The 26,081-nt window shown below is 60.0% G+C and carries 30 protein-coding genes and 1 tRNA gene; 10 read left to right on the top strand and 21 right to left on the bottom strand.

The annotated features are described in order from the left end of the window. Positions 1-37: 37 nt before the first annotated feature. From J4O76_RS22660 to J4O76_RS22640, 5 genes are all read right to left on the bottom strand, one after another. Positions 38-1,633 (bottom strand): KfrB domain-containing protein, encoded by a 1,596-nt coding sequence (locus tag J4O76_RS22660; protein ID WP_426284381.1) that lies wholly within the window; start codon positions 1,631-1,633, stop codon positions 38-40. After that, positions 1,614-1,832, bottom strand: coding sequence for an antitoxin VbhA family protein (locus J4O76_RS22655; RefSeq protein ID WP_426284380.1), 219 nt, complete (start codon positions 1,830-1,832; stop codon positions 1,614-1,616). The genes J4O76_RS22660 and J4O76_RS22655 overlap by 20 nt, the downstream gene beginning before the upstream one ends. A 72-nt stretch (positions 1,833-1,904) precedes the next feature. Beyond that, positions 1,905-2,474, bottom strand: coding sequence for a recombinase family protein (locus J4O76_RS22650; RefSeq protein ID WP_426284379.1), 570 nt, complete (start codon positions 2,472-2,474; stop codon positions 1,905-1,907). Beyond that, positions 2,474-3,133, bottom strand: coding sequence for a hypothetical protein (locus tag J4O76_RS22645; RefSeq protein ID WP_426284378.1), 660 nt, complete (start codon positions 3,131-3,133; stop codon positions 2,474-2,476). The genes J4O76_RS22650 and J4O76_RS22645 overlap by 1 nt, the downstream gene beginning before the upstream one ends. A 1-nt stretch (position 3,134) precedes the next feature. Then, on the bottom strand, positions 3,135-3,347 hold the full coding sequence (locus tag J4O76_RS22640) for a hypothetical protein (protein ID WP_333962283.1): 213 nt from the start codon (positions 3,345-3,347) through the stop codon (positions 3,135-3,137). A gap of 446 nt (positions 3,348-3,793) precedes the next feature. Here J4O76_RS22640 and J4O76_RS22635 point away from each other — a divergent pair, with 446 nt between their 5' ends. The 3 genes from J4O76_RS22635 to J4O76_RS22625 all read left to right on the top strand — a co-directional run bounded on the left by J4O76_RS22635 (position 3,794) and on the right by J4O76_RS22625 (position 6,792). Next, positions 3,794-4,627, top strand: coding sequence for an energy transducer TonB (locus tag J4O76_RS22635; protein WP_426284377.1), 834 nt, complete (start codon positions 3,794-3,796; stop codon positions 4,625-4,627). Positions 4,628-5,078: 451 nt separating this feature from the next. Next, positions 5,079-6,296, top strand: coding sequence for a hypothetical protein (locus tag J4O76_RS22630; protein WP_426284376.1), 1,218 nt, complete (start codon positions 5,079-5,081; stop codon positions 6,294-6,296). Positions 6,297-6,645: 349 nt separating this feature from the next. Next, positions 6,646-6,792 carry a hypothetical protein gene (locus J4O76_RS22625; RefSeq protein ID WP_426284375.1) on the top strand — a complete coding sequence of 49 codons (147 nt, stop codon included), beginning with the start codon at positions 6,646-6,648 and terminating at the stop codon, positions 6,790-6,792. A gap of 256 nt (positions 6,793-7,048) precedes the next feature. Here the strand turns inward: J4O76_RS22625 and J4O76_RS22620 are convergent, their stop codons facing one another. Further along, positions 7,049-7,963 (bottom strand): hypothetical protein, encoded by a 915-nt coding sequence (locus J4O76_RS22620; RefSeq protein WP_426284374.1) that lies wholly within the window; start codon positions 7,961-7,963, stop codon positions 7,049-7,051. Between the two features lie 370 nt (positions 7,964-8,333). Here J4O76_RS22620 and J4O76_RS22615 point away from each other — a divergent pair, with 370 nt between their 5' ends. The 3 genes from J4O76_RS22615 to J4O76_RS22605 all read left to right on the top strand — a co-directional run bounded on the left by J4O76_RS22615 (position 8,334) and on the right by J4O76_RS22605 (position 11,777). Beyond that, positions 8,334-8,837, top strand: a complete 504-nt coding sequence (locus tag J4O76_RS22615) for a DUF4262 domain-containing protein (protein WP_426284373.1) — start codon at positions 8,334-8,336, stop codon at positions 8,835-8,837. 344 nt (positions 8,838-9,181) lie between these two features. Then, positions 9,182-9,685 carry a MarR family winged helix-turn-helix transcriptional regulator gene (locus J4O76_RS22610; RefSeq protein WP_426284372.1) on the top strand — a complete coding sequence of 168 codons (504 nt, stop codon included), beginning with the start codon at positions 9,182-9,184 and terminating at the stop codon, positions 9,683-9,685. Positions 9,686-9,977: 292 nt separating this feature from the next. Next, positions 9,978-11,777, top strand: a complete 1,800-nt coding sequence (locus J4O76_RS22605; RefSeq protein WP_426284371.1) for a diguanylate cyclase — start codon at positions 9,978-9,980, stop codon at positions 11,775-11,777. A gap of 165 nt (positions 11,778-11,942) precedes the next feature. Here the strand turns inward: J4O76_RS22605 and J4O76_RS22600 are convergent, their stop codons facing one another. From J4O76_RS22600 to J4O76_RS22555, 10 genes are all read right to left on the bottom strand, one after another. Then, entirely contained in the window at positions 11,943-12,131 is a 189-nt protein-coding gene (locus J4O76_RS22600; RefSeq protein ID WP_426284369.1) for a hypothetical protein, read from the bottom strand. Between the two features lie 37 nt (positions 12,132-12,168). After that, entirely contained in the window at positions 12,169-12,468 is a 300-nt protein-coding gene (locus tag J4O76_RS22595; RefSeq protein ID WP_426284368.1) for a hypothetical protein, read from the bottom strand. A gap of 110 nt (positions 12,469-12,578) precedes the next feature. Then, on the bottom strand, positions 12,579-13,337 hold the full coding sequence (gene arsH / locus J4O76_RS22590; RefSeq protein WP_426284366.1) for an arsenical resistance protein ArsH: 759 nt from the start codon (positions 13,335-13,337) through the stop codon (positions 12,579-12,581). Then, positions 13,337-14,620, bottom strand: coding sequence for an arsenic transporter (locus J4O76_RS22585; protein ID WP_426284364.1), 1,284 nt, complete (start codon positions 14,618-14,620; stop codon positions 13,337-13,339). Before J4O76_RS22585 ends, arsH begins: the two co-directional genes overlap by 1 nt. Further along, positions 14,620-15,048 (bottom strand): arsenate reductase (glutaredoxin), encoded by a 429-nt coding sequence (arsC, locus tag J4O76_RS22580; protein WP_426284363.1) that lies wholly within the window; start codon positions 15,046-15,048, stop codon positions 14,620-14,622. The genes J4O76_RS22585 and arsC overlap by 1 nt, the downstream gene beginning before the upstream one ends. 11 nt (positions 15,049-15,059) lie before the next feature. Then, positions 15,060-15,392: an ArsR/SmtB family transcription factor gene (locus tag J4O76_RS22575; RefSeq protein WP_426284362.1), complete on the bottom strand. Its 333-nt coding sequence runs from the start codon at positions 15,390-15,392 to the stop codon at positions 15,060-15,062. A gap of 65 nt (positions 15,393-15,457) precedes the next feature. Beyond that, positions 15,458-15,760: a hypothetical protein gene (locus tag J4O76_RS22570; RefSeq protein ID WP_426284361.1), complete on the bottom strand. Its 303-nt coding sequence runs from the start codon at positions 15,758-15,760 to the stop codon at positions 15,458-15,460. Between the two features lie 77 nt (positions 15,761-15,837). After that, entirely contained in the window at positions 15,838-16,584 is a 747-nt protein-coding gene (locus J4O76_RS22565) for an NADPH-dependent F420 reductase (RefSeq protein WP_426284360.1), read from the bottom strand. Between the two features lie 73 nt (positions 16,585-16,657). Then, positions 16,658-17,398, bottom strand: coding sequence for an NADPH-dependent F420 reductase (locus J4O76_RS22560; RefSeq protein WP_426284359.1), 741 nt, complete (start codon positions 17,396-17,398; stop codon positions 16,658-16,660). Between the two features lie 33 nt (positions 17,399-17,431). Further along, on the bottom strand, positions 17,432-18,754 hold the full coding sequence (locus J4O76_RS22555) for an NtaA/DmoA family FMN-dependent monooxygenase (RefSeq protein WP_426284358.1): 1,323 nt from the start codon (positions 18,752-18,754) through the stop codon (positions 17,432-17,434). A gap of 192 nt (positions 18,755-18,946) precedes the next feature. Between J4O76_RS22555 and J4O76_RS22550 the strand changes: the two genes are divergently transcribed. The 3 genes from J4O76_RS22550 (at position 18,947) to J4O76_RS22540 (ending at position 21,546) form a co-directional block, all read left to right on the top strand. Continuing rightward, positions 18,947-19,459, top strand: coding sequence for a TetR/AcrR family transcriptional regulator (locus tag J4O76_RS22550; protein WP_426284357.1), 513 nt, complete (start codon positions 18,947-18,949; stop codon positions 19,457-19,459). Positions 19,460-19,790: 331 nt separating this feature from the next. Continuing rightward, a tRNA-Val gene (locus J4O76_RS22545) sits at positions 19,791-19,866 on the top strand. A gap of 1,041 nt (positions 19,867-20,907) precedes the next feature. Continuing rightward, positions 20,908-21,546 carry a Crp/Fnr family transcriptional regulator gene (locus J4O76_RS22540; protein WP_426284356.1) on the top strand — a complete coding sequence of 213 codons (639 nt, stop codon included), beginning with the start codon at positions 20,908-20,910 and terminating at the stop codon, positions 21,544-21,546. 99 nt (positions 21,547-21,645) lie between these two features. Here the strand turns inward: J4O76_RS22540 and J4O76_RS22535 are convergent, their stop codons facing one another. The 4 genes from J4O76_RS22535 to J4O76_RS22520 all read right to left on the bottom strand — a co-directional run bounded on the left by J4O76_RS22535 (position 21,646) and on the right by J4O76_RS22520 (position 25,475). Continuing rightward, positions 21,646-21,966 (bottom strand): DoxX family protein, encoded by a 321-nt coding sequence (locus J4O76_RS22535; RefSeq protein ID WP_426284355.1) that lies wholly within the window; start codon positions 21,964-21,966, stop codon positions 21,646-21,648. Positions 21,967-22,010: 44 nt separating this feature from the next. Beyond that, positions 22,011-22,907, bottom strand: a complete 897-nt coding sequence (locus J4O76_RS22530; protein ID WP_426284354.1) for an NAD-dependent epimerase/dehydratase family protein — start codon at positions 22,905-22,907, stop codon at positions 22,011-22,013. 100 nt (positions 22,908-23,007) lie between these two features. Next, positions 23,008-23,916, bottom strand: a complete 909-nt coding sequence (locus J4O76_RS22525; RefSeq protein ID WP_426284353.1) for a LysR substrate-binding domain-containing protein — start codon at positions 23,914-23,916, stop codon at positions 23,008-23,010. 1,319 nt (positions 23,917-25,235) lie between these two features. Next, positions 25,236-25,475 carry a hypothetical protein gene (locus tag J4O76_RS22520; protein ID WP_426284352.1) on the bottom strand — a complete coding sequence of 80 codons (240 nt, stop codon included), beginning with the start codon at positions 25,473-25,475 and terminating at the stop codon, positions 25,236-25,238. A gap of 165 nt (positions 25,476-25,640) precedes the next feature. Between J4O76_RS22520 and J4O76_RS22515 the strand changes: the two genes are divergently transcribed. After that, the gene (locus J4O76_RS22515) at positions 25,641-25,838 is read left to right on the top strand and encodes a hypothetical protein (protein WP_426284351.1); all 198 of its coding nucleotides are present in this window, start codon (positions 25,641-25,643) and stop codon (positions 25,836-25,838) included. A 128-nt stretch (positions 25,839-25,966) separates the two neighbouring features. Here the strand turns inward: J4O76_RS22515 and J4O76_RS22510 are convergent. Then, the coding region (locus J4O76_RS22510; protein ID WP_426280402.1) for an integrase core domain-containing protein at positions 25,967-26,081 on the bottom strand (115 nt) is incomplete at its 5' end.

Here is a 26,081-nt window from a genome sequence, read left to right as displayed (position 1 = left end):
CCGGCGACCTACTCAGGCCGCGGTGCGGGGCGAGGGGCTAGCGGCTGCGTCCCTGCCCTTGTGATTGTGGATCAAGGCCCGTGATTGTCGCACGCCCGTTGGCATAGACGATCTTGGGACTGTTGCCGATCTTCGGGACCTGTTGGAAAGCGGCAGGCTCGTGCCTAGCGACCCCGTTGCCGTGTACCTGATAAACGCCCTTTGCGCTGACGTGTAGGACTGATCCGGCGTACTTTGCCCCGTCGTCGGCCTTGGCTGATGCTGCGGTATCGAGGCGGAAGACGCCCTTTGGCAGCATGCCTTGCGGATCCAACTTCTGGACCTCCCACTTGCCCTCATATCGACGTTCGTGAAGCCGACTGCCGTTCATGACGACGACCTGTTCCGCACCGTCGGAGATGGATCGACCAGCCGGCACCTTGTCGGCCAGCCCTGCCAGAGTGCTTCCCCGGCCCAAGCTCAGAAGTCCTTGCATGTCGCGTCCTTCTGCGGTGGCTGGCTCGGCTCGAGAGGTCGAGCTGCGTCCAGCATCGCGGCTGTGAACTGCGACACGTTCTGGATGGGGCGGGCTGTTCGCGATTGGCGTTGGAGAAAGCGCTTGGGTCGGTCCATTCAGTGTATCCCCTATCTGGTCAGCCAACTGTTTCTCCATGCCCTCTCGGTAGGCAAGCACACGATCGAGCGCCGGCTCTCCAGGCACCCGATCAAGTGTGATACTGTGCACACCTTGGTCGCGAAGGACACCAAGGAGCCGGCCTGGCGCGCGCGCTCCCTCCAACATCGATTTTCTCGAGAGGGCCTCCGAATGTGTCGGCATGAGGGAACGGTTGCGTAGGGAGGCCACGCGTGTCGCTTCTTCCGTTGCAGCAGCTTGTCGCTGTGCTGCAGGCAGTAGTGTCGCTATTTCTGTTTCAGCATCGCAAATCGGTACCGTGCACTTTTTTACCGCGGTGACGCGGCTTTGTTCGGCTGACTGACGTATCAATTCGTCGAGCCGATCCGCATTTGCGAACCGCCGAAGGGTCTCCGCAGCTTTCAGCAGGAGACGGTCACCGTCTTGCTGAGCCGCGCTGACGGCATCGATCGCCGGATATGTCCGACGTAAAACCTCGATATCACGCGCTTTGTAAAGCGCATCGCGCGTTACCGCATTCGCGTTGGCGATGTTCCAATCCAGCTCATGCCCGGTTTGCTCGGCAAGCTGCCGTGTGAAGCTGCGAAGCGTCCGGCTGTTGCCTTCCGAGAAAGGATGGAGATGATCGAGATCGCCATAGAGCCTGGAAATCGTGCTGACGAAGTCGGGGGTGGAAAGCCCCCTCAAAGCGTCCCTGCCGCGTAGCGCTCGCAACACTGTGTCCAACCGATCGTCCACTTCAGGACGTAGGGCATATTCTACCCTATGTAGATTGATCGGCTCGGATTCGAGCTGGCGTTCCTTACCGTGCGATGGCGCGTCAGGACGATATTCACCCGGCGCGTACTTAGGCAAATCCTGGAAGATGAACCTGTGGAATTCGCGCAGATGCGCTGCGTCGTAATTCCCGTCTATCGGCCGCTCGACTATCTCTGCGATGCGGTTTGCAACGAGAGCGGCTTCGATGGCCTCGATGTTTTTAGGCGGCTGCAACGCCACAATATTCTAAGATAGCTGAGTTGAGGGCAGCGCGGTCGAGCTTGCCAGCTACATAGTCGGCGAACAGGGCTTCGGTATCAGTATCGAGTACGAACCCCTCCATCCTGACACTGCCGCGGGCAAAGTCGATAGCGTACCGCCGGCGGGCTTGCTCTTCCGCGCTGATCGAGGGTGGTTCGATCTGCCGATAGACGTTCATGGCGTTAGGGCCTCCAGGGTCGTCAGACGGCGATCATAGCCGCCAAAGGGCACGATGTGTAGGCGGCAGGTCTCAAGATGCCGGCTCGCCTCCACCAGCTGGGAAATGCCTGTAAAAGGTTGCGACCGAGACGCCGATCGCCTCGGCCACGTCTCGCGGACGATCGCCTGCAGCGAGCAACTTCATAGCTGTGGCCCTCTTTTTTGGCGTCAGGACCGACTTGCGCCCCCTGCCCGGCCCGTTCCTGCGACGAGCCGCCAGTAGCCCGGCCATTGTTCGTTCGCGGATCAGCTCACGCTCCATTTCTGCGATGGACGCCAGAATGTGAAAGAGCAACCGGCCGGTCGGCGTCGCTGTGTCGATCCCGTCGGTCAGGGACCGTAACTCGATACCGCGGGTAGCAAGGTCAGCCGCCAGTTCGACAAGGCCCTTCATCGAACGGCCGAGGCGGTCGAGCTTCCAGACGACGAGCGTGTCGCCCCGGCGAGCGACGTTCAACGCTTCCGACAAACCCGGACGGTCGGTTTTTGCGCCACTCGCCGTGTCACTGCAGATCCGTTCGCATCCCGCAGCGGTCAGAGCGTCCGTTTGCAGCGTCAAATTCTGGTCCGACGTCGAGACCCGGGCATATCCGATGAGCATCAGTGCGAACGTCCTCGCGTCTGGCCTTGGGTTGGCGATGGCTCGTAAGGCGGTTTGTGCAAGCTGTTCGGCGTCGTATCGAGAAGCCCTGTGCTTCCCGTCCTTGCATTGCGAAATTGTGCAAGGAGGCCGGCACCGGGTTCAGGGGTATGCATCGCCTTCTGCTCTGCAACATTTCGCCCAGCTTGCGACGCCTGTTCGAGGATCTGATCGGCCGATTGAATGTAGCCCCCGCCCTCCATCGCGTGGAGGAAGGATGCGGTAGAAAATATGTCCACGCGAGGATCGCGTTCGCGCTTCCGGACACCGGCATCCTCGTAAATGAGCGCCACCCGGTTATCGGGATTGTCGGCCAGAAAACGGTCCGTCACTTCAATCGCGGCTGCTTCGCCAAGGTCCGTTGCCCCCACCCCGTTCTTCAGGAGAATATCTTGTTGAAGCCCTGCCCGGGTGTTTGCCGTGCGGACGCGAGCTTGGTTGGTCTCGATCCACTCCATGATACGTACGCCGTCGTCGTAGCTCGGATTTGCCGCCTCCCGGTATACCGCATCGGGAATGATGATCGGTAGGGGCTGGCGGAGGAGGACATCAAGCTCGCCGGCCTTTGCGAGCGTGATAAGGGGCGACGCATCGAAGACGATCAGGCCATAATCCGCCATGTCAGCGCGCCTGCTTCAGGAACGCGGTGAAGCGATCTGCGCTTTCACGCAGCGCGTCGCCGTCGGGGCCGTCGAAGGCGGGCGGTGGTACGCGAAGGTTCAGTCGACCGAGACCATCCAGGACCTGAGCATAATCCAGCCCGGTACGCTCCTTCGTCTCCTTGGCTGAGCTGTGTCCTGAGGCATAAGCGCGCAGTGCGTCGTCGATCGTCATGGTTCGACCCTTCTCAGCTAGCCAACAATGTTAGCGTTCAATGAGAATATACAATGAGAACGTGTTTTGAGAAAGTGGAAATCTAGGCTGGCTATGAGTTCTTCTCGCCGAGGAATATTCATTGGTGAGATCGCTAGGCACGTTGCCGCCAGCGGGATAATCGATGTCGTAAATTTGGAGATCACGCCATGTCCGTTGCGATGCTCGCGCTGCTTAGCGTCCCTGCCCCCCCGGTACCGTTCGCCACACAGCGGACGGAGATCGTGTCGTTCACCGCAATCGATCTTACCTGTTCAGGACAGCCGATAGTAGCCGATAGTATCGTTCGGCCCTTCACTGCGGTTGCGACGCGTTACGGTCCCGCTGTTACCGAACGCCCCTCACCCATATATCGGTTCTCCTTCGTAATCGATGCGCAGGGGCGTGCCCGCACGATCCGCCGTGATATGACGGAATCGCCGGCTTGGTATGTCGACACTAGCGATCTTGCCCCTGCGCTGGCGGCTTCGAGCTTTCCAACCGGAATACCGCAGGCGAAATGCAGCGTGTCCTTCAAAGCATCGGTCACGCCGATCGAGAAGGCGTCGATGCCGGATTTGTACGAGCTGGCGAGCCGTCCGGATGCCACAGGGTTTGCGCCTGCCCTGTTTGAACGAGTTCGCCCTGCAGGTTCAAATTGCCCCCGCGAGCCAGGCCAGTACCGGCGTCTTAACCTGCCGGCCTTCGAAAAGCTGCCGCAACCGGCGCGACGACCGGCTTGGGTGTTTCTGGCATTCGACGTGAACGCCGCGGGTAAGCCTGGCAACGTCCAGACATTGGGTATGTCCGGCGACACGGCGCTCGAGCGCGCCGGCCGGGAAGCTTTACTCGCCAACCGCTATGAGCCGGGAGCGGGGTTTCACGGATGCACCTATCACTTTTACCATAACGGACGCGCCAACCTTGCGGCACCCGTACCGGTGCCAGACACGCCTCTGGATACTGGAGACCAGCCCGGTTGCATCGTGGATCCCAAGTCGATCCCGGGGCTTCTCGACGGCAGCGCTTATCCCAGGGCGTTCTCGCGCCGCGGAATCGAAGGGGCGGCGGTAATTGGTTACGATACAGCGCCATGGGGAGCGGTAGGCAACGTAAGGGTTCTCGGTTCTGAACCGGACGAAGCGTTCGGCGATACCGCGCGCAATGCGCTTTCCAATGCCCGGGTAGTAGAGAGTGGTTCGGGCCGTCGAGGCTGTGTTCAGCGCGTGAAATTCAAGCTTCCGCCGAAGGGGACCCGATAACGAGCACGGATTTGGCCAAAAACTCGGGCGCAAATTTTTAGCTGCTAAAATTTCCGGGAGGGGCAAGCGAGCCGGAGCGGCTTCTACTCCCGCTTGCCGGCACTGTTTTAGCCAGCAGGGAAGGACGTTCGGGTCTCCACTTCAAAGGAGAAAGGCTGGCCAATAAGATGTTATCGTAATTGGTTCCTTTTCGAGAAGGGCGAGGCCGGCAGAAACGTCCAATTTCCGACATTCAAGCGCCTTAGAAGAATTCTCATAAGCGGTCGCTCATTCAGATTCCCGCTAATTGCCCGCGGAGGTGGTCTGACGCAGGTAAACAGGCGGGGAGCTAATTACCGCGCACCCTTTGAGCGGAACGGGTGGACGAGGATCTGATTGACGCCTAGCGTTGGCTACGAACTCCGGAGCTTAAGCGATGCTGAGAGCGCGTTGGTTAGTTGCAGGCAGCTTGTTGGCCACCGCCCCCCTGACCGCCCAAGTCTCGCCGCCGCCACCTTCCGCACAGCCGGCACCGGGTCGCGATATAGTCGTCATCGGCAGCCGTATCCCTGATTATCAAAGGCACCTCGACGCATGCCTTGCGGAGCATTGCGCGCCTGACAAGGACATTGCCGCTACACTTGCGCTGGCACAAGCTCAGTTCGAAGCCGGCACATATGATGCCGCACGATCGTCGCTGCTGGCAGCAAGACGTCGCAATGCACGGTTCGCAAAGCAATATCCGGTGGCGGTGGCTAATCTACACCATGCCAATAGCTTGATAGCAGGGCATCTCGGCTTGGCCGACAGCGAATGGTCCAGCGCTCTCGATACAGTCAGCGCGATCAAAGCCGGAATGGCCGAAGACGATCCACGTGTATTCCTTGAGCAGATCGAGCTCGGCGATGCCTATGCTCGCTCGGGCCGGTTTAAAGGAAGCGAGACGCAATATGCGGGCATTGCCCGACGCGCGCACAAGCTCGGCCTTGCTGAGATCGAAGGCCTTGCTCTGCTACGGGTAGCGACGCTCAACACTCGTCTCGCTGAACAAAATCACGCGGTGTTCGCCTCCTCGGCACGCCGGGCTATCGATGCGTTGATCGCGCGGCGCGAACCAGCGTTGCAGCCTTACCAAGTAGCCGCCCAACAATTGAGCTTCTTGCTCGCCGCTCAGACAACCCCCGGGCCCGAACTGGATCGCCTGGTTGCCCAATATCCAAGGCAGCCCGCCGGAGCTCCTGCGCGGTTATTATACGCCCCCGCCGTGGCGTTGACAGCGTCGGTCCAGGGATCAAGTAACCGGTCCGACCCGAGCCTTGGCGCTGGTGCCATGTCCAGCGCCGGAATGCCGCTCGTGGGGATCGGTAGCTATGTCGGGCAATGGATCGATGTGGCCTTTACGATCGGAACCAATGGACGGATCAGCGACGCGCACATCTCGCGGCATGGCGATCATACAAAGGTGGAGGGCGGCTGGGCCGAGCAGGTGGTCCGCGCCGTATCTGTCCGTCGGTACGCCACACAAGCGCAGCCAAGCTATGGGCGAGAACGCTATACCTTTACCGCGAACCTTGTTGCGGTGACGGGGTCGCGCCTGTTGGCCCGCGACCCAACGCCCCGTCTGGTTCGCGCGGATCTCGGCCCGGAAACAGCCGCATCGACGGCGTCCAATCTCAAGCCAGCGTCCTGAAATCTTTCGTACGTTTCACCGAATTTCAGCACTGCCCAAACACCGGTTTAGCCCGCAACCTGCCACCCAAACCCAGCGCGCTCTGCTCCGCCTTCGGCTGGCACTGGTTGACGTGTTTCCGCCGCCTCAAACATCGATAACAGCAAATGGCTGCACGGAAGGTTGAGGTTAGGGCCGACGTAGCAGTTAGATGCTGGCTGCTAACGCCAATTATGCCCCAAAAGCTGCCAGTCCGCTAACCTTCCCATTCCAGCCATTCCGATAACGCCCAATTGTTGCCGTTCGAAGCGCAGGTAGCGCGTCCCGAAAGCCGACGTTACGGTTGGCCCTAAATCGAGATAGGAGCAGCATGAAAGCGGCATTTTGGCGTTTTGCACACCAGCACTATCAAAACAGGACGCCGCTTCTCATCGTTGATGCTGCGGCATTTACATGGTTCGGGTTCTTTGTGCTGATCTATGGAGCGGCTCTGCTGGCTGGTTACCGAATTTCATAGAGGCGCTGGTCGGTCTGATGCTAGTAGGCGGTCCGTTGATGGTGGGGGTGCTTCATCGCCGTATCAGGATCGAAGCGGCTAAGGCCCCGGACGCGCTGTATAGGAAGCGGTTGCTCACAAATCGGTAATCCACGGTGTCAACTTTCCGGCGCATCAGCCCGAAAGCCGCAGATCCGCTTTCCTCACCATTCCCGAAATTCGATCCTTACGGGAAAGCCACGCCGTTCTGCGTGCCGTTCTCGAAAAGAAAGGCTGGTTAGCTGGAGCGGTGACCTAACCGCCAGGCAAGGAGCCGGATGAAAGGTTCCGGATCGTCCAGGCGGAACGCGACCCGCACGAACGGACGTCGCTTCTTCAGAAGCGAGCGACGATGCAGAGGGCTATCCAACCGCAGCATGATGTTGGGCCAGGCAAGCAGCGCCGCATTAAGGGTCGCGGGATCGCGTACGTCCTCACCGGTGAAGCCGCCTTCGATGGCAACGATCGCATCGAGCGGCACAAGCTGGTCGATCAGGAAGCCGGCCCGCACGCGCACACCCTCGGGTGTCAACAGCACCGGCCTGAACCTGAACGACTTGATGAGCCCGACGAGGTATACGAAGCCCACGTCACTCAGCACGAACATGACCAGCGTGGCGGTGCGGCTCCAGTGCCCGACCAGCAGATGATAGACGGCTATTTCGATCGCCGACAGGATCAGCAGCGTCGCACACATCGGCGTCAGGTGCCTGTGATAGGCGAAAGCACGGGCGTACGCCGGAATATCTGCCGGTCCGCCCCAGCGGAACAGCGCCATGTGGATTACCGTCATCTCCGCCACGGCCAAGCGAACCAGCGCCGGCGGGAATAACCCGGACGCGGCTGATACCCATCGCTCCTTCCGGTCCGTGCCTTTCCTGCCCACCACTTGGCGCGCTCGGGCCGTTGCCCAGGCGACATGACCCAGAGCGACAGCTGCCATCGTCACCACCAGGACCGGCGTCTCAAACAGCGCATCCCGCATCGCCGATGGCGAACCAAGCCAGACGGTGACGCTGGCGCCGGCCAGCACGCCCAAGACGGCACTCCATGCCGGCTTTCCGGCTGATCGAGCGATCAGCGACAGCATCAGCGTGTCCGCGACTACCCACAGGAACAGCAATAGCGCTGCAAACGGATAGGCGGTCGCCAATGGCGTTCGTACCGCCATTCCAGCCAGCGTGACGATGACGACGGGTGCGATGCTTGCGGCAATATGTCGGCGACCAACGCCGTCACTGGTCTGGGCTACCATAGAAACCCCCGTTCGCCTGCGCGAACGACCGAATGCTGGTCTGGCGCCGCGTTGCCCGTGCTTATACGCCGAATTTGCGAGCGACCGCCAGCGTCACCATCTTCTCAGAACACCCTTTCTGACCAGATTTGAGAACGTCTCTGCCGTTCTCTTTTCCCGATCCCTCGCGAGAAAGCCGGATCGGACACGAACGCCCAGAATAGGGCATTCGGAGTGGCTGTTGCGCTTCCTGATTGCGGACGTTCATTAGGAGGGTTAGCTAACGCTCATGCGAACCGCCATGAACGCGCCGGCTGAGGCACTAGATGATCCCGAGCGAGCGTTTGTAGCAAAAGTCCGAGAGCATGGCTGGTTCGACACCGCAGTGTTTAGCGACGTCGAAGGGCCAGGTTTCTCATTTACCACGGGGTTATGGGTTAACACGGGTCAGCCAGAGTTGATCATGTTCGGCATGAAGCGTGAGATAGCTCATGACGTGTTCTGGGAGTTGTTCCGAGAGGCTAAGGCGGGATTACCGCTGCCAGTAGGCGAGCCAACGGATAGAGCGTTCGAAAACCTTCTTGCCTATGCATTTCCGGTGGCGAAGCGGTTCTACTGCGATCACTTGGGCTGGAGCCGATGGTTTTACGGCGGCGACGAGTTCCCATGCCTTCAAATTGTCTGGCCGGATCGGAGTGGCGTTTTCCCATGGGAGCACGGGTTCGACACAGCTTTCGCAGCCGACCAGATCGACCTGACAGAAAATGGTTGGGAGTCAGCGCTTACGCGGTGAGTCCGCTTTCAATTGAACTGGCCTTCAAAGCCGCCAGTCCGCTTTCCTCTCCAACCCGGACATTCCCGAAATCCGATCGATTCCGAGAACGCTCCGGTCTTCTTGATCGCCGTTCGTTTTTGGCAAAGGCGGTATAGGTAGGAAGCGCCCAAACTCGAACGCGCGGTCGCAGGCGTGGACCGGGTTATTGCGCTGCGACCATCATTATTCGCTTTGTAGCAGAGCGACCTCCCCTGAACGGAATAACGTATTGAAAACGTTGAGGCTCCCTTAGAGAAAACGATTGCTCGGCCGAGTGCCACTGTTCATATTGCGGCAGTGGTTAGCCCCTAAATGTGGTCGTGATGAACAAAATTATCTCTCCGCCGTCTGCTCAATATCTTCGCACAGATGCCATCCGCGGCGGAATGGATTTGTTGATGTTCGCTCACAGATCGCATCTCGCGCATGCAGATGCAGCACTTGCAGAGCGCGGTTTAGGCAGGGCACATCACCGAGTTCTTTATTCCCTGTCGCGAAAACCCGGGGGAACAGTAAGAGACCTACTCGAGATACTTGGTATCACGAAGCAATCGCTCGGTAGAATAATGAAAGATCTAATCGAGAAAGACATGGTTGAAACCAAAACTGGAGAGCGTGACCGGCGCACTAAGCTTTTGTATCTTACTAATAAAGGTTCGTCTCTCGAAAATGAGCTTTTTGACGAGCTTCATGAAAATATGGCTCGCGCCTATGCGGCCGCTGGCGTGAAGTCGGTCGAAGGTTATTGGTCTTTGATGCAGCACTTAATGAGCCCAGAGGCACACGCAAGCTTCCTTATTTTCAATGAAGTCTCGGTTAAAAATTGATAGTCATCAAGCTGTTCGCTGCGAGAAAACAGTTTGGGCTGATGGCCTAGATGAAGGTAGCTTAGATCAGTCCGTAGCATCATGCTATTTGGCGTGATACGTGGATGGCAAGTGGCCGGTACTTATCTTTTTACACTCTTGAAATTCGGTTCGAGTTGATACGATCAATTCGGTTGTGATACCAGCTCGCTAAATACTGTAAAAATGACGCGATCAGCTTCGTGCTACAGTTGGTATCATCGAGTCATACCGGCAGCACCCCTTATTAACTATTCGTCCGTAACCATACACGATGCCTTGGCAGACACTGAATTTTTCCAAGTGGACACGCGAGGTGTTGCGAGCTGCGATACTGGGTGCGACCTACTTTCTGGCAGCATGCCTTGCGGTACGCTATACGCGTTTTGAAGGCGGCGTTGCGCTGATATGGATAGCGAGCGCCTTCCTCTTTGCGGACCTCAGATATCGACCTGATCAGTCATGGGTCTCACGCAGCCTCGCCTGCGGTGTCGGGGGCCTCCTCGCTACTACGTTCTTCGGTCTTGGGCTGGACGCCGCGCTGCCTCTGAGTGTCATCAATATCACCGAGGCTCTCGGCTGCGCGATTCTAATACGAAAGTTTCGACCAGTAGCAGGCAATTTCTCCTCGCTGACGGAGCTTGGAGCGCTGATCCTGATCGCTGGCCTTGTGATGCCGGTACTGACGGCATTCCCTGCCGCCTACGTGGCTCACAAGGTTGCCGGAGTGCCCTACTGGCCCAACTGGATTGCGTGGTTCGCCGGTCATGCTCTTGGTTCCCTCACCGTCGTGCCCTTCCTGAGCCTCGCTATTGGGGGTGATATCGCTGGTTGGGCCAGACAAGCTCGCAGCCGCGAGTGGGTGGAGGCGGCTATTCTCCTCTCGTCGGTCATGGCGATATCGGTTGTCGTGTTTGCGCAGGAGCGACTGCCGCTACTGTTCCTGCCCTTCGTACCAATGATGCTCGCCGTATTTCGAATGGGTCGGCTCGGCGCCGCGGCCTCGCTCCTCCTGCTGACCATCGTCGGCACGGCTTTGACCCTGGAAGGGCACGGACCTGTCAGCCTTATCCGAGGCGGTACTGGACTTAAGGTGCAATTTTTCCAGTTCTACCTCGTTATTGCGATGTTGATGGCATTGCCGGCCGCTGCCGAGCTGAAGCGCCGGAAAAAGCTGTACAGCCGACTTCAGCAAAGCTCAGCGCTCTACAAGGTAATCGCCGACCGCACCGGGGACATCATCCTGGCGGTGCAGCTGGACGGGACTATCGAGTACGCCTCGCCATCCCTCCGCACGATCGGAGGCTACGATCCGAAAGAGATGCGCGGGCGCAACGCGCGTGTAATCATCTTTCCAGAGGATATTGCGTTGGTCGCAGAGCGGCAAGCGCTCGCTATCGCCAATCCGGATCAGACCTTCATGGCGGAGTTCCGGGCTCCACGCGCCTCGGGGGAACTAGGCTGGTTTGAATCTCACGGCCGGGCCATCGTCGACGAAGGCGGACAGGTCACGGGCACAGTGAACATCATTCGAGAGGTGTCAGACCGAAAGGCGAAGGAACTGGATCTGGCACGCGCCGCGGAAACCGACCCGCTGACTGGCCTGGCAAACCGACGTTCGCTGCTGACTTCATTCGATCGCGCGATCCACCAAACGGGCGGGAAAGGAACGCCAGGGTGCTTGGCTGTTTTCGACCTCGATCATTTCAAACGGATCAATGATGCCTTCGGGCATGATGCCGGCGATGAGGTGATAAAAGGGTTCGCTGAGGCTTTAAGATCTGGGGTTCGCACCAGTGATGTGGTCGCAAGGCTCGGAGGCGAGGAGTTTGCCGCGCTGCTGATCGGAGCCGACGTCGAACAGGCACACAAGATATGTGAGCGCCTGCGGCAAGAGTTCGGGTGTAAGGAATTTGCCTTTGGCGATCATCGTGTAGCCCACGTGACGGTAAGCGCTGGTCTGGCAGCAATTTCAGTTACTGATGACTCGCTCGATCTGGTTCTCAAGACAGCCGATGTCGCGCTTTATCGAGCCAAGGATGCAGGTCGCGATCGTCTGGCAATTGCCGCTTAGATCGGCCGTGGTTACCTGACATTCTCGAAATTCGATCGTTTTCGGGAACGCTGGTATGCAGCGTTTTAATTCTGGATAGCTGTGCGCCCGATCAGCAGCTGTGGCGCGAAGGCGTACCGCAGCCAGCTAAGAAACAGGGGCGGTTGCCCCGCCCCTGTCCAGTTTTCAGCTGTTCTTCATGCCGCCCTTGGCATGATCGCAGCAGTCCGCTGCCTTAGCTTTTGCGCCATCCTTGCAGCAGTCCGCGCCGTCCTTGCAGCACGCCATGTCGGCGCAGCAATTGGCGACAGCGGCGAATGCGCCAGTCGACAGAGTGAGGGCGAAGGCAGCGCTGATGAGCTTGAACTTGGTCATTATATTCTCCGAAATTTACGTGTGATGATGTTCATCTTCACACGATTTGCGGAGGGGGTGTGGCCGGAGCGTATGCCATGCCCAAGAGGCTCATCTGTAGGGCCGGCCAAGGCGATAGACGGGAGGACGGAACCAGCTCGATATGCTCGACGGTTTCGCCCGCAACCGCAACGCACGGTATGGCGCAGGCCGACGCAGGCGCCTTTTTGATGGGAGCGCCTGATTTGCTGGCGCAGTCCATCATCGCGGACGCAGCCGGAGGCGCGGCCATCGCCATCGTCTCGCAGAGCGGGCCGAGCCGGACCAGCAACATCATTGCCAGGACGAAAAACGCCATGGAATGCAATATCTTGGAGAGTGGGCGAGCCCGGCGTTTCATTGGATGCATCTAGAAGCACACTCAGTGATGCACAATGTCGCAGGAGCGGCTTGCCACACTAAGCGGACTTACTCGCCTTTCCGGTACGTTGGCGAGATTGCGATGCTCGAAAGGTCTGTGGCGCTATCGATCGGCACGCCTGCCTCCTTTCGCTCGGAATAGCGATCGACAAGCTGCGTGGTGTGCGGGCGTAGCAGGACCGTGAAGCGTACCAGTTCCTCCATCACATCCACGATCCGATCGTAATAGCTGGACGGCTTCATCCGGCCGGCGTCGTCAAACTCCGCAAACGCCTTGGCTACGCTGGATTGGTTGGGGATCGTCACCATTCGCATCCAGCGGCCGAGGACCCGCAGCGTGTTGACGCTGTTGAACGACTGCGATCCGGCCGACACCTGCATGACGGCGAGCGTTCGTCCCTGCGTCGGGCGCATTCCGCCCATCGACAGGGGCAGATGATCGACTTGCAGCTTCATGATGCCGGTAATCTGACCATGCCGCTCGGGGCTGCACCACACATGCCCTTCCGACCACATCGACAGTTCGCGCAGCTCGTGAACGGCCGGGTGATCGTCCCCCGTCACCTGATCGGGCAGCGGCAACGTCGAAGGATCGAAGATCCGCGTTTCGCAGCCGAAGAATTGCAGCAGACGAGCAGCTTCCTCGACGCACAGCCGCGAAAAGGACCGTTCCCGCAGAGAGCCGTAGAGTAGCAGGATGCGTGGGGGCGGATCACCAGCCCCCAGTCCGAGGGCAGGACGATCGAGCGCATAGCGCCGATCGAGCGCGGGTAGATTATCAGGATCGGAGAGCGTGCGAAGCGGCATTACAGACTGAGCCTTATGGCGAGCGCGGCGAGTGTCACCAACAGCACCGGAATCGTTAGCGTCGCGCCGACCTTGAAGTAATAGCCCCAGCCGATCCGGATGCCCTTTTGCCCGAGGACGTGCAGCCACAGCAGCGTCGCGAGCGAGCCGATCGGCGTGATCTTCGGCCCGAGGTCGCAACCGATCACGTTGGCGTAGATCATCGCTTCCTTGATCGCGCCCGTGGCGTGGGTCGCGTCGATCGACAGCGCCCCCACCAGGACAGTCGGCATGTTGTTCATCACCGACGACAGCAGCGCGGCGATGATCCCGGTCCCGAATGCCGCGCCCCAAACGCCGCCTTGCGCGGTGCGATCGAGCAGGCCGGCAAGGTGGTCGGTCAGGCCAGCATTCCGCAGGCCGTAGACGACCAGGTACATGCCGAGCGAGAAGATCACGACCTGCCACGGTGCGCCGGCCAGCACCTTGCGGGTCTGGATAACGTGTCCGCGCGCGGCGATGATGAGCAGGAGGACCGCGCCGGTAGCGGCCACGGCGCTGACCGGCACGCCGATCGGTTCGAGCAGAAAGAAGCCGGCGAGCAGCAGGGCGAGAACGACCCAGCCCGCCTTGAACGTGGCATGATCGCGGATCGCATCACCGGGCGTGCGGAGCTGCGCCACATCGTAATTCGCCGGTATGTCACGGCGGAAGAATAGCAGCAGCGCGATCAGCGTCGCGGCGATCGACGCCAGATCGACCGGCAACATCACCGAGGCATAATCGGCAAAGCCGATCCGGAAGAAGTCGGCCGACACGATATTGACGAGGTTGGAGACGATCAGCGGCAGACTGGCGGTATCGGCAATGAATCCCGCAGCCATGACGAACGCCAGCGTCGCCTTGTCCTTGTATCCCAGCGCGCGCAGCATCGCGATGACGATCGGCGTCAGGATCAGCGCTGCGCCGTCATTGGCGAACAGCGCCGACACAGCCGCGCCGAGCAGCACGATCAGCACGAACAGGCGGCGACCATGCCCCCGGCCCCAGCGCGCGACATGGAGCGCCGCCCATTCGAAGAACCCGGCTTCATCAAGCAACAGGCTGACGATGATGATCGCGACGAACGTCGCGGTCGCGTTCCAGACGATGCCCCACACCACCGGCACGTCGGAGAGCGAGACGACCCCGACGAGCAGCGCGATCGCCGCGCCGCCAAATGCGCTCCATCCAATGCCGAGGCCCTTGGGCTGCCAGATGACGAGCGCGATCGTCGCAACGAAGATAGCGAGCGCGAGCAGCATTAGGCGACGCGCTGACCAGCGGCGTCTACGACCTGTTCGCCGTCTTCCTTGGCAAACGCACCCTGTTGCGGCTCAGGCAGCAGATCGAGGACTGCTTCGGACGGACGGCACAGCTTTACACCAAGCGGCGATACGACCAGCGGCCGGTTGATGAGGATCGGATGCGCCATCATCGCGTCCACCAGCGCGTCGTCGGATAGCGACGTGTCGCCCAGGCCAAGCTCCGCATAAGGAGTCCCCTTCTCACGCAGCAGATCCCGGGGCGTGACCTGGGCGCGATGGATCAGCTCGACCAGCAGCGCGCGCGAGGGGGGCGTCTTCAGATATTCGACCACATGGGGCTCGATGCCGGCATTGCGGATCATCGCCAGCGTGTTGCGCGACGTGCCGCACTCAGGGTTGTGATAGATCACGATATCGACGGCCACGGGGCGTCCTTTCAGCAGCAGGGGGTGAGTTCGGCCAGGAGCGGCGCGCAGAGTTCAGGCGAGCCGGCGCAGCAGTCCTTGACGAGGAACAGCGTCAGCGCGCGCAGCCCGTCCAGATCGGCGCGGTAGACGATCGAGCGGCTATGTCGTTCGGAACGGACGATGCCGGCACGCGCGAGAATGCCAAGGTGCGCTGACATAGTGTTTTGCGGCACGTCGAGCTGACGGGCGATTTCGCCGGCCGCCATTCCATCTGGTTCGTGCCGGACCAGTAGGCGAAACACGTCGAGGCGTGTGCCTTGTGCGAGAGCGCTAAGTGCAGCAATGGCCGAATCGTTTTCCATATATCCAGCATAGAGGATATGTCAGACTTGGCTAGTTCGAGATTTCCGAGGCCAACCTTCTCAATTTACGATCCTTTTTCGAGAATTGGTCCGGATGAGATTTGGCCGACCGGCTCGCTATGGTGGCCTATGAATAAGCGAGGCGTCGAATCTGATATACTGAAAGCATGGCTTTCGGGCAGATCGATCGCGCGTGGGTTGCCGTTGCCGGTCTCAGAGTGCGGCGGTTTTCGCGTCGATACCAGGTCGGATGCCGAAATCGCCCGTTGGGTGTTCCCCAAGCAAGCGATGGCCTCGAACAGCTCGCTCGTTCCATTAGAGATCCTCGCTACTTTTTGAAGCTGTGCGGCGCGGCCAATGATCTGCAAGCTGCGCTCCCGAGCGGCTGCGGTATCACCGCGCCGGCACCCATCCCGTCGGTTCTGTCGTCGTGGTCCCGGGCCGCTCAAACCGCGTACAAAAGCCGAGAAAGCTGGATGATGAAGTCCCCGCCGGGATTGTGACCGGCTTCGAAGCGCTCGCTGTACACCTTGGACGCCAGGTCCGACCGCCTACGCGATCGGGCAAGATCCGCCGATGCCAAAGCCTTCGGCAGCTCGGCGAGCGTCACTTCGGTGCAATAGGATGGCGAGCCGGTCTGCTGCCGCCACGATTCCGCGATCGGTCCGGCATCATAGGCGTCGAAGCCGGTGTCCTCGACCAGTGCCATCGTGACGTCGCGGTCGCGCCGGCGATCGGCGGCAACCGGGGCCGCTATCCGGTCCGTATGGCCGGCCGGCTTGCCCTTTTCCGCCAGCGTGACCGAATAGATTGAGTTCCACGCCTTGGCGATCGGGCGGCCGAGTTGCTTCGTCACCCAGACGCTGTCGGCCATCCCGTCCTCGATCTCGGCGATCTTGTCGTCACGCGCGGTGATGTAGTTCGACGTGTCGATCACCACGGTTTCTACGGGAAGGCCGGCGAGCAGCGGCGCGAGCGCGGGGATGCCGATGAAGGGGATCGAGAGGATCACGACCTCGACGCCGCTGACGGCCTCCTCTTTGGTGACCGCTCGTGCACCGGTGGACAGCGCATCGGCATCGACCGTGTCCGGTCCGCGGGAATTGGCGACTTTGGCCTCGTGGCCGGTCGCGGCCAGCTTTCTGGCGAGGGTTCTGCCGATGTGGCCGGAGCCGAGAATCCCGATTTTCATGTCCGTTCCTTTCCGTTCGAAGGCCGAAGCCGAATGGAGGTGGCACGCGCGACCTCCGTTCGGCCCTGCAAGCTCAGCGTGAAGCCGTGAATTCACGGTTGCGGGCGACGATCTGTGCATGATCGAGCGGCGACTTCTCCGCCATGAAGCTCTCGATCAGCGCGTCGCGATCGACCGGCGCGCGCGACTTGTCGGCCGCGGAAAGCGCGTTGCGCAATTCGGGCAGGGTGAGTTCGGTGCAGTAGGCCGGGGTGCCCGGTTGCTGGCGCCAGGAGTCTGCCAGACCACCGGCATCCAGCGTGTCGAAACCGGCCTCGTCGACCAGTTGCCGCGCGATCGCCTTTGCCCGCGCGTCGTCGCCCGCGACGGAAATCGCGATCCGGCCTGTCGTGCCCTTCGGCGTACCGCCGTTGGCGAGCGTTTCGGCGAGCAGCGCGTTGAACGTCTTGACCACCGGGCGGCCTAGTTGCTCGCTCGACCAGACGCTTTCCGGCTTGCCGCCATCGACCTCCGCGATGTTCCCGTCGCGGAAGGGATAATAGTTGCCGGTGTCGATCACGATCACGTCGGCCGGTACGTCCGCGAATAGGTCGGCGACCTTGGGGATTTCCGCGAACGGGATCGAGAGGATGATCGCCTCGACATCCTTGACCGCGTCCTGCGCCGCGACCGCGATCGCACCGACCTCTGCAGCCTTGTCGCGGATGGCTTCAGGCTCCTTCGCGCCCGCCAGTTTCACCGCATGGCCGGCCGCCGTCAGGTTGCGCGCGATAGTGCCGCCAATATTGCCTGCACCGATAATGCCGATCTTCATGTCGATTTCCTTCCAGAGAATAGTTTGTTGAGTTCACCGCGGGATGCGCGGATCGATGCCGTATTGGGCGGGGGCGCCCAGATGATCGCGCAGGGTGGTGCCGTCGTAATCCCGATGAAAAAGCCCGCGATGCTGCAGGATCGGCACCACGCCATCGACGAAGGCGTCGACCCCATTCTCGTAGACGTCCGGTGACACCCAGAAGCCGTCGACCACGCCGGCCTCGAACCATTGCTGCATGTGGTCGGCGGCCTCGACGGCTGGCCCGACGATGACGGGGTGGTAATCGATGACGCCATGCGCCAGCACGTCGCGGAGGCTCCAGCCTTCGCGGGCAATCTTGAGGGCGTATGCCGATCGCGGATCGGCAGGCGACGGGCGCGCCTTGGCCAATTGTTCCAGCGACAATGGCTCGTCGAGCCGGGCGGGATCGATGCGGATACCCAGCATCTGCCCCAGATAAGCGGCACGCTGCGGAAAAATGCGCTCGCTCAAGCCGATCCGGCGATCCAGCGCCGCCCGGCGGTCGCTCGCGATCGTCGTCATCAGCCCGGCGAAGAACTTGATCTCGTCGGGGTCGCGCCCGGCGCGTTCAGCTGTGGCGCGAAACGCGTCACGCTGCACACGCGCGTCATCGATCGTGAATGCCGCGCCGATGACGGCATTGGCATAGCGACCGGCGAAGGCGTGGGCATTCGGACTGCCGCCAGCATGGAAGACGACGGGCTGCCCCTGTTCCGACGGCGGAATATACAGCGGCCCGCGCGAGGCGACGTAGGTTCCGCCCATGTTGATGGGGGCGATCCGCCCAGCGTCGGCGAACCGGCCGCTGGCCTGATCGTGTATCCACGCATTCTTGCCCCAGCTGCCCCATAGCGCCTGGACCAGTTGCACCGTTTCGTGCGCTCGCCCGTACCGGTCCGCACTCGAAGGCAGGCGTACCCCGTAATTCGCCGCCACATCCTCGCCGCTCGACGTGACGGCATTCCATCCGATCCGACCATGGCTCAGGACATCGAGCGCCTTGAACTGCCGCGCGAGGTTGAACGGTTCGTTGAACGTGGTCGAGCCGGTGGCGACGAGGCCGATGCGCGTGGTGTCGCGAGCGACAGCGGCCAGCGTTACCATCACGTCGAGGTTGAAGTTGGGCGGCTCGTTCGCGATGTCGCCGACATGAGTGGGGCCATCGGGGAGGAACAGGAACTGAAGCTTGCCGCGCTCTGCTGCCTTCGCATGCCGGATCTTTGCATCGAAACTCGTGTAGCTGGTGGGATCGAGCGATGACGCGCGCCAGGCTCCAAGCAGGTTTCCGTAGCCGTTGCCCAGATGCATGCCGATAATCATCTGCTTCGTCATCAGACCCTCTGTGTAGCGACCACTGATCTGTTCAAATCAGACAGGACGCCTATATGGAGATACTCTCCGTTACGTCCGACAGATGTGGAGAGTGTCTCCGATGTTCAAGGGTGGATGTTGATTATGTCTGAAAGGCTTCTCTCAACGCCGCCTCGGAGGGATGCGCGGCTTAACCGAGCGCACATTCTCGCAGTGGCGCGCCAGGCGTTCGATGACGATGGCGTCGACGTCTCCATGGACGCGATCGCCAAGCTAGCCGGCGTTGGCGCCGGCACGCTTTATCGCAATTTTCCGAACAAGGATGCGCTGCTGGCTGCGCTGCTGGTCGTTCACTACGAGGAGTTGGACGGACGGCGGGTTGAGATCGAAGCACAGGGCGCAGATCCGGGCCGAACGCTCGAACTCTGGATCGAAGCGTTGGGCGATTGGATGCTGGCCTATGAAGGCCTGCCCGAGCCGTTGCGGGCAGCGTGCCGGGTAGAGTCTCCCCTGACCCCGACTTGCCACGCCGTCATCGAAACGACGGAAAGATTGTTGCAGGCCGCACAGGATCAGGGGCTAGCACGGCGGGCGATGACCGGACGGGATATTTTCTGGGGTGCACTGGCCATCGCCTGGGCAGGAGGAAATTCGACGGCCGGCGATCATACGAGACAGGTGCTCCGCACCGTTTTGCAATCAGGGTGGCAGAACGTATCGCGCTAATAAGCTGCGGTTAGTCGATAGCGCGGCACAGACTTAATTTATTGTGGATGGCAATCCGTTCCGCTTTTTACGCCGTTGCGGGTTTTGGGACGGCCGGCACTTCCTAAAATTCAATCGGTTTCGAGAATGCCCGCGGCGTCTCGCTGGCCGTTCGTTTGTGGGAAAGCCCGTTGGGCTGGTATCGCCCAGACGTTGACGCTTAACCGTGCCGAATGTCAGGGAGCGGCACGTTCAATCACGTGATAGCGCATCACTGCGAATTGTGTGACCGCCAAACCCTTTTAGCTTGCCCGCGGCGCCGGGGTTTGGCATCGGAGGCTCACCCGAGAGGGGGCGATTAGCTCAGTTGGTAGAGCGTCTCGTTTACACCGAGAATGTCGGCGGTTCGAGCCCGTCATCGCCCACCACCCATTCCTTGCCTCATTGATACCCTAGCGACTTTGGCACTAGCATTCGCGTGTTTAGGTAGGATCCGGGCGCGCTTTCTGCCTTGAAAGCCTCATGGCACGTTTGGCCCGACGAGGCCGTGGATCGCGGTCTTTAGGTCGCAAGGCCGAGCGCTTTTATATAGGCTCGATCGTCTGTCGCCTGATTTTGCGGCACGCTGGCAGATGCTGGGGGGCTTCCGACCATGGCGGTGGTCGGGCTAGGGGCCCCAGACGACGAACCGGCTAGTATCTCTTGCCAGTTCATGAGCTCCGCGTTTTCTGCACGGGTTACGAGATCCAGAGCGCCAAGACGCGCGAGCAACTGCAGTTCGAGGAACGTCAGGGTAGCGCCAGTGCCGTTCTTCAGTGCGCGCCGATACTTGTGCGCTATCGTCGAGGCGGTTGCCTGGCTGGACGCCGGACCGACGGACGCTTGCGGCGTACCGAGCTCTGGGCTTCCCGATCCTTTTCGCGGTCGCGTTTCATGAATTGGTGTCGGTGTGTGGACACGTCGACGGGTCGACAAAACTACACGTGGCGTAAGTGCTTGTTCTATAGAGCCTTTGAAACACAGTCGAAGATGTATGCTACAATCTTCGGCCGTTCTCGGAGACCGTGTGCATACAGCCCTGTCGTGGAACTCGAGCCAGGCGCGAGCCATGTAGCGGGCCCATACAATTGGTGGGTTGGCTTAATCTGCTGTCGAATGGGTGGCGGATAACGGCGACCCCTGCCCTCGCCGAGCTGATGCTTGAGTTTTTGATAAGGCGTTCAGCCCATCGAGAAAGCGTGCTGCGGAGCGATATGCCGCCCCTCGGTTGCCGCTGCAAAGCGAGCATCTCAAAAATAGTCTACGTGTTGTCGTTATATTGATGTAAATTAGGACTGACCGGCGTCTCGACCGGAGTCTCATATCCGGGTTCTCTAACTTTGATAAACAGCCACGAAGCCCTAGTCCGTCTACTGAGCGCTCAAGGTGAACTTTCCCTGGAGGATCGGCATGCGATTTCGTCGATACCTATGACCTTACGATCTTTCTCCTCGGGCGACTTTATTGGAAGAGAAGGGCGGTCCGCTTCTACCTGCGCGGTACTCACTCGCGGGTTCGCAGTCCGGCAAAAACTGACCGGCTCAGGTGATCGCCAAATTGTCTCGCTCCATGGTCCCGGCGACGCGCTCAATTTTCAGAACGCGTTTCTTGGTGTTCCTGATTACGACATTCGTTCGGTTGAGGATTGCGTAGCGTCTTTCGTCGATGCGTCAGCAATTAGAGCCTTGGCGGCTGAACGACCGGCAGTGGCTCGTTCGCTGTTGATTAGCGCTTTTACCGAAGCTTCGACAGCGCGCGAATGGATGCTGAACCTCGGACGTCGAAACGCTCGAACGAGACTAGCACATTTCTTGTGCGAGTATTTAGACCGCATAAGTTTGCAGGGGCATCCCGCCGACGGGAAATACGAGTTACGACTAAGCCAAGAGCAAATCGGCGACGCGACCGGAATGACCGCCGTTCATGTCAATCGCATGCTCAAAGCTCTGCAGACCGAAACACTGATAAAGCAATTGGGTCGGTTTATAAGCGTGCCCAATATGCATGCCCTAATGGATGCCGGAGAGTACAATCCACGGTACCTCCATCTGCAGGAATCTAACGCCTAAATTCTGGCGTGCTATCGTTATCGACAGATATAGGACTTGGTCGTAATTGCCGATGATACTTAATTTGCGCCTCTTTTTTCTGTATAAATGGTCAACTGGTCAAGACCGCGTAGCTGCGATTACGAGGAAAGCGGTGAAAATGCCGAGCGCCGCTACATGCGAGAACTCCCGCTGGCGCAAAACTGTAACGAGGGCAGCGATGATGATCATGATACCAAGCGCGATCCCGGCGCTTCGGGTAGCGGGAAACGCGATGAGCGCTGCAGCCACGATCTCAAGACCCCCAGTGATGCGGCACCACCAACGCGGATAGCCCCATCGGGCGAAGTCATCCTGCGCGGCCGGCGTACCAATCGCATTAAACATGCCGGTGCCGACGAAAGCGGCAACGAGCAGCCCGACAGTGATATTGTGCAGCATCCTACCATTCCTCCTGGGGGTCGCGGTACCAAAGCGGGTGGCGTTCAAAGCCGGCCGAGCAATGGCGCATAGGATCGCAGCTCATCGACGATCGAATGTCGCGATGGGCGCCAACCAAGTTTATGTTTGGCACGTTCGCCTGAGACGAGCTGATCGCATGCGATCGCGTCTGCAAAGCTCCATAGCGCCTGCCGTGCGTCCTTGAGCGGCCATTCTGCCACCCGGCCCTCAGCACCTGCGCCATAGCTGGCGGCGCGCGCGATCTCGATCAGCGCGATGGCGGGCCCATGGGCGCCGTTGAAGATCGAGCCTGCCGGTGCCTTGTCGAGGGCGAGCAAATAGAGGTCAGCCAGATCGTCGGCATGGACGCACGTCCAGCGGTTCTGCCCGTCGCCGACGTAACGCGCGGCGCCATCTTCCGTCGCGGAGGCGCACATCATCATCGCAGTGCCACCGTGGTCCCCATAGACCCAGGCGGGCCTGATCACGATCGGATGGACGCCTTCGGCCACAGTATCCAGGATCTCGGCCTCGAGGGCCTGACGGAACTGGACCAACTCGACCGGATGCAGCGGGCTGTCTTCGGTCGCGGGCACGTCGCCGGTCGCGCCATACACCAGGCAGCCACTCGTGTAGATGAAGCGCTTGGACGTGTCGCGGAGTGCGCCGACAATGGCGCGGGTCGCCGCTTCGTCATAGGCTGCCGTATTCTGATCATTCGGTGACGCCGCGTGAATGACCGCATCGACGTTCAGCGTTGCGTCGGCAAGGCTGGCCGCATCGGCGAGGTCGCCCTGAATTGCCTGATATCCCAAAGCTGTGAGCTTGGCCGCGCTTGCAGCTGAACGCGCCAACCCCACGACGTCCTGTCCCGCTGCCGTCAGTCGGCGTGCGATCGCGCCACCGATCAGTCCCGTCGCGCCCGTCACCAATACCCGCATGTCAGCACCTCATTTCTTCGATGCCGAGACGTAGAGCCCACCTGCAGGCGCAAGTGAAATCGTCAGATTTGATACGGCGATATCGGCGTCGGCGATGGTGTCAGACCGATCGCGCAATCTCGGCAATGCAGTCGCGCAACCAGATGGTGGCCGGGTGATCGTCCACCCGACGATGCCACATCATCGCCAGCGGCCAGTCGGAAAGCGCGATAGGCGGCGCGTGTACGGCGATGCCGACATTCACCGCCGCGAACCGCTGGGCCACCCGTGCGGCGAGCGTGGCAACGAGATCGGTGTTGGCGACCACAAACGGTGCAACAAGAAACTGCGGCAGACTCAGCACCACGCGGCGCTCGAGCCCGATAGCGGCCAGTTTGCGATCCACCAGCCCCGCACGGTCGCCTTCTGGGGACATGAGAAGATGAGAGGCCGCAGCGAAGGCCTCGATACCGGCGCCTTCTGCAAAAGCCGGGTGGCCGGGTCGCGCGATACACGCAAAGCCTTCGTTAAGTAGCGGCCGCATGAGGATCCGTGCGGCGCTATCGATGGGGACGCTGATCGCGAGGTTTGCCTCACCACTGTCGAGGAGATCGATAACCTCGTTCTTCCCGAAGATGCCGCGCACCCGCACATCGAGCCGGGGGGCTTCAATCGCAAGGCGTGCGAGAAGCTGTGGCAAGAGGACGAAGGCAGCATAGTCCGTCATCGCGATCGTGACGATGTGATCGGCTGTCTCAGGATCAAAGCCATCATCCTGAAGGACACCGCGCATCAGCTGGATTGCAGTAGAGATAGGGCTGGCAAGGTCATCGGCCCGGGGTGTGGGCTGCATCCCCGTTGGCGATCGTATAAACAATTCGTCCGCGAACACCTCGCGCAGGCGGGTAAGCGCGCCACTCATGGCTGACTGGCTCAGACCAATACGTTGACCGGCGCGTGTGACGTGACGCTCTGCGTAGAGGGCATCGAAGGCCTTCAATAAGTTCAGGTCAAAACCGGCTAGGTCCATTCTGCGGTCATAGGCGCTGGTAACCCGCCGCGGAAGCGGGCAGTGACCGTGACGGATCGGTACTGGACGACGAGGCGTCCTAACTGCCTAGTATTGCCGGGAAAAGTTCCGAAGGTTCCGGGCGCTTCGCCGTGCTGACGCAAGGGTGCTCCAGTAATACTATCGCCTATGCGATCGGCGCGTGCGGCAAAGGCAGGTTTGTCGCCGAGCCAACCCAAGCTCCGGCGAGACCGAAACGTTCAAGACCATCAGAATCGCCAACGGAATATTTTGCATGCCTTGGACAATAGCGGCATCATTTCGGTAGCGTTGCGATTCGTCTGTTTCTTCGTCTTCTATGGAGCACCCTCATGCGGTTCTTTAAGTGGTTGCGATGTGTCCTAGGTGGCGGTCACGTGTTTACGCCAAGCAATCGTTACCCGGGGCGCAAAACCTGCGTCAGGTGTCATTCCCGACGAGTATTCAAGCACTCATAAAGCTAGAAGCATTCAGCAAGAATGTAGAATGCAAACGGAGGTTCATACTATACCGGGTGTGTACGGTTTGCGGAGAGGCGTACCAGTTGGGATGAATCGCGATGAGTGGCGGTCCGCAGCCTACCCAGGCCGTAAATTTACGAAAATCTATCCTCCCGGGAAAGTGGCAGCATTTTCCAATGTCGGCTATTGCCGCCCGCCTTCCTGAAAACGGCTATTCTGCTTTACTTAACAGTTGGCATACGACGAAATCGTTTTCGCATTTGCCAATAGTCTTAATTATACAGCGCTACGTCACGTAAAATAACAGTAATATCAAATCGAAAGCTGACTACCAAGCAAACTCAAGTGCGAGAATTTGCAGTCCTGGTACCTGGAATTATCAAACGACCGTGTGATCCCGGCAAGATTATCATGAATCGCGGGCATATTCACAGATGCCCAGCGTCACAGCAGACTATGAGCGCGGACAACGGTACCCGCGCCCATCTGCCTCAGACCGGCCTAGCACCGGCAGTCCCACACTTCGCGAACCTGCCATTCGCACTTTTGCATCGCACGGTCTTGACTGGTGCCTTGGGGCACTTGGTGAAGCGGCCTTTGGCGTCCTTGCATGGCGCCGCGATCGCAGGCGCTCCCACGAGCAAGGACAGCGAGGCGGCAGCGAACAGCAGTTTACGCATCTGGCTTTCTCCTGCCCGATGAGCGGGCTGCATAAAACTGCGTCGCGGCGGTCGTTGCGTCAACAGCCTGTCCGACGCGGACATTTCCAACGCAGACTTCCGCTATGACGCATTCTGCTCCTTGAGGATCGTCCGCCCTTCCCCGCCAGGATAAACGCGATCACCTGAAGTCCAGTGCCGGTCTTGATGGGTCCCGTGCCGCCTCATCCTGCCACTCAACCGCGGCCGCCAGCCGGTCCAATGCGATGGCAACGTCCTCGATGGCTTGCGTCAGGATCGGTCCCCGCAGGTAGGCGTGCAACTCTCGGTACGTCTCGGCCTGCGCGCGAATTTCAGCGGGTGATCTCGTCATCTTGGCTAAATAAACGTTGGGACGCGCCAGTAAATTGACGTGCGTCAAGTGGCACTCTCCGCGGTCGCGAGCGCGCGGTTTGCGAAAGGCGGGTAACGGGTATGCCACTAGGTGACATACCTAGATGGGCACCCCGTCAATTTTTGCCAATAAAATTCGAAGCTTGAACCGTACAAGACCCGCGCACGTTGGTCGGATGATCGGAGAACGCGCATGGCTAGCGAGTACGGACCACTTGGAATCAAGGTCGAAGCGCTGGCGGGAACTGTCTTTCTCAGCGAGCGGCCTGTACCGTTGTCCATGACGGGTGAGGAGGCGCTGATGCTTGCCGAACAGCTTTCCAAAGCCGGGACTATGGCAATCGGGCAGCAGAAGATGAACGGGGATAATTCTGGCATCGAGTGGGTTTGATCAAGCGTCGAACGCTTGTTCTCCCATCTTAAAAAAGTGTGGAGGATCAAAATGCGGGCCTGCCCGTTCGCTAAGGGAGGAGATTATCCCATGACCAATAGCGGTAAGCAGCCGATTGTTGTTGCCCCCTAAAGGCCTGACAGGGCCTCGCAGGTTTGCGCGATGAACTCGCGGGGTGATCGATAGCGCAAAGCGCGGTGCGGATGCACCTCGTTATAGTGGGCGAACCAGCCAGGCAGTTGG

This window comes from Sphingomonas sp. NFX23, assembly GCF_049887795.1.
In the GTDB taxonomy this organism is placed as follows: Bacteria; Pseudomonadota; Alphaproteobacteria; order Sphingomonadales; family Sphingomonadaceae; genus Sphingomonas.
Note: the sequence above shows the minus strand (reverse complement) of the source record. Positions and strands in the feature narration are given on the sequence as shown.